Here is a 3,136-nt window from a genome sequence, read left to right as displayed (position 1 = left end):
CTCCACCATGTCCACCGGGCCGGGCTGGACGGGCGCGCCGAATGTCCCTTCATAGGCTTTGCGGGCCGCGGCGCGCCAGTCCGCCCAGCCGCCTTTGACGGGCGTCAACGCCCGGGCAAAAGCGTTCGGCCCGGCATGGATACCGATAGCCGGCACATAGATCTTGCCGATCTCGCGATCGGAGCCATGGACATGGATCAGTTTCTGGCGCGGCACCGGCACGGACAGCAGCGTATAGCCGTCCGTGGTCATCTCGCCAAAACGCACATTGACGGCCAGGATCACGTCGGCGTCGCGGAGCAGGGCTTTGACATGCGCCACCATGCCGACGCCGGCCTCGCCGACAAAGACCGGCGAATGGTTGTCGAACTGGTCCTGATAGCGAAAGGCCGCCACGACAGGGATGTCGGAAACCTCTGCGAAAGCCTGTAGCGCCGCGCGTCCGTCCACGGTCCAGTTGGCGCCGCCCATGAGCAGGACCGGCCTCTCGGCCTTGGCCAGCAGCCTGAAGGCCGAAGCGATCGCTTCCGGCGCCGGCGCCGGCTCGAAAATGGCCGCCGGTGCGCTGAGCGGAGCCGCTTCGGTCATGGTGGTCAGCATGTCCTCGGGCAGCGCGACCACGACGGGACCAGGTCGTCCGGTCAATGCGGTCGTCCATGCCCGCGCCACAATCTCGGGCAGGCGCGCGACATCGTCGATCTCGACCGCCCATTTGGCGACCGTGCCGAACACCGACCGGTAGTCGATTTCCTGAAACGCTTCGCGGCCCTTCATGTCGGTGCCGACCTGGCCGACGAACAGGATCATCGGCGAACTGTCCTGCATGGCCGTGTGAACGCCGATGCTGGCGTTGGTGGCGCCTGGGCCGCGCGTCACGAAACAGATGCCTGGCGAGCCGGTCAACTTGCCGTAGGCCGAGGCCATGAACGCCGCGCCGCCTTCATTGCGGCAAAGCGTGTAGTCCAGCTTTCCCTGCGTGTCGTGCAGCGCGTCCAGGACGGCCAGATAACTTTCTCCGGGCACGCCGAAGCTCCTGGTCGCGCCAAGCCCGATCAGGCACTCGACGAGAAGGCGGCCGCCATTGCGGATCATGCTTCGACATCCTCACTTTGGCGGCAGGTCGATCGAGCCTGCCTTCGGTTCATAGGTGCACGCAGGCGGTTCGGGGCGAAATCAAGAAATGCCGTCTATTCGAAAGTTTTTCTTTGCCGAGCAGCGTGCACCAGCACGCCCGGATTCATCGTGCCCCGTGGATCGAATGCATCCTTGAGCCGCGCCATGAGTTCGCGCTCCAACGGACTGCGGTTTCGGTTGGCCATCGCGACCTTTGCGCGGCCAAGTCCATGCTCGGCCGCGAAACTGCCGCCCATTTCCGTGGCGAGCGACGATAGCGCCTCTGCGAACCGCTCGGCCTTGCCGTCAAAATCGGCGCGGCCTTCCGGCGGCGACAGATTGTAGTGGATGTTGCCGTCGCCGAGATGCCCGAACGGGTTTATCCGCACGCCGGGAAGAATGTCGTCGCAGATCTCTGCGCCGGCCTCTACGAAACGGGCGATAGCGCCCGGAGGCACCGAGATGTCGTGCTTCAGCTGCTCTCCTTCCAGCCTCTGTCCTTCCGGCTGCTCCTCTCGCAGCCGCCAGAATTGTGCGCGATGCGCGCCCGTCGCCGCCAATGCTCCGTCCAGCACCAGGCCTTGCTCCATGCCCCACTCCAGCGCCGAAGCCAGTATCTCGTCGAGCGGAACGCGGGGGGCGCCCGATGCCAGTTCGACCAGCACATAGACCTCGCCGCGTGCCTCCAACTGGTAGGCGAGGTCGGGCAGGTGTTTGAGGGCCAGTCCCAGCCCGATGTCGGAGAAGAACTCGAGCCCGGTCAGGAATTCCCCCGCCTCGCCCCGCAGAAAGGTGCCAAACGAAACCGCCGCGGCGAAATCGGGCATGACGACAAGCGCGCTCGCCTGCCGCCGCGGCATCGGGTAGAGCCGCAGGATCGCGCGCGTCACGATGCCAAGCGTTCCTTCCGCGCCGCAATAGAGCTTGCGCAACTGATAGCCGGCATTGTCCTTCTGCACCGCGCGCAGCCCGTTCCATATCGCCCCGTCAGGGGTCACGACCTCCAGGCCAAGCACGAGGTCTTGCATCATGCCATACCGGAATGCCTGGCTGCCGCCGGCATTGGTGCCGACCAGGCCGCCGATCCTGGCGCTGCCTTCCGCGCCGAGATGCATCGGAAACATCAGGCCGTGCGGTTCCAGCGCCTCGTGCAGCGCGGCAAGCACGGCTCCCGCCTCGACGAGGATCGAGCCGCTGTCCAAGTCCGGTTTGCCGATCGCCGTCATGCGCGAAAGCGAAACGATCACCGCATCCGGCCGATCGGCGACGGCGCCGCCGCAAAGCCCGGTGTTGCCGCCTTGCGGCACGACCGCCAGGCCGGCCGCGTGGCATGTCTTTACGACACTGGCCACTTCGGAGGTATCCGCAGGCCTGGCCACGCCCAGAGCCGCGACGCCGTAGCGATCGAGCCAATCGCGCTGATAGGGCCTGGCATCGCTGCCCGAAAGCCAGCCTTTCGGTCCGAGCATCTCGCGCAAGGCGGTGACGGGATCAGTCACGGACATGGCTGCGGCCTGACGCGGGATCGTTGCATCGATCAGTGACCAAGCACCTGCGACAGGAACTGCCGCGTGCGCTCGTTGCGGGAGGAGGTGAAGAATTCATCGGGAGGCGCCTCTTCGACGATCTCGCCTCCATCCATGAAAATTACCCGGTCGGCAACCCGGCGCGCAAAACCCATCTCATGCGTGACGCAGATCATTGTCATGCCTTCGGAGGCGAGCGTGACTATGACGTCGAGCACTTCCGCGATCATTTCCGGGTCGAGCGCAGAGGTCGGCTCATCGAACAGCATGATCTCGGGCTGCATGCAAAGGGCACGCGCTATCGCGACCCGCTGTTGCTGGCCGCCGGACAACTGACCGGGATACTTCATCGCCTGTTCGGGAATGCGTACCTTCTCCAGATAGCGCCGGGCGGTCGCCTCGGCATCCGCGCGCGGCACCTTGCGTACGATCATGGGCGCGAGCATGCAGTTCTCCAGCACCGTCATGTGTGGAAACAGGTTGAAGTGCTGGAACAC

3 protein-coding genes are annotated in these 3,136 nt (G+C 65.2%); all 3 read right to left on the bottom strand.

Annotation, left to right across the window (positions count from 1 at the left end):
• On the bottom strand, window positions 1-1,092 hold a 1,092-nt coding region (locus EOC06_RS23855; protein ID WP_245469980.1), incomplete at its 3' end, for a thiamine pyrophosphate-binding protein.
• 95 nt (window positions 1,093-1,187) lie between these two features.
• Window positions 1,188-2,618: an FAD-binding oxidoreductase gene (locus EOC06_RS23850; protein ID WP_245469979.1), complete on the bottom strand. Its 1,431-nt coding sequence runs from the start codon at window positions 2,616-2,618 to the stop codon at window positions 1,188-1,190.
• Between the two features lie 32 nt (window positions 2,619-2,650).
• Window positions 2,651-3,136: amino acid ABC transporter ATP-binding protein (locus EOC06_RS23845; RefSeq protein ID WP_164898706.1), on the bottom strand; the 486-nt coding region annotated here is incomplete at its 5' end.

The sequence above is a fragment of the Mesorhizobium sp. M7A.F.Ca.MR.362.00.0.0 genome (assembly GCF_004023175.1).
Taxonomy (GTDB): Bacteria; Pseudomonadota; Alphaproteobacteria; order Rhizobiales; family Rhizobiaceae; genus Mesorhizobium.
This window is presented reverse-complemented; position numbering and strand designations above follow the sequence as displayed.

What these genes read in the sequence shown, in the direction of transcription:
- EOC06_RS23850 (WP_245469979.1), bottom strand. Translation starts at nt 2,618, where the DNA reads ATGTCCGTGACTGATCCCGTCACCGCCTTGCGCGAGATGCTCGGACCG.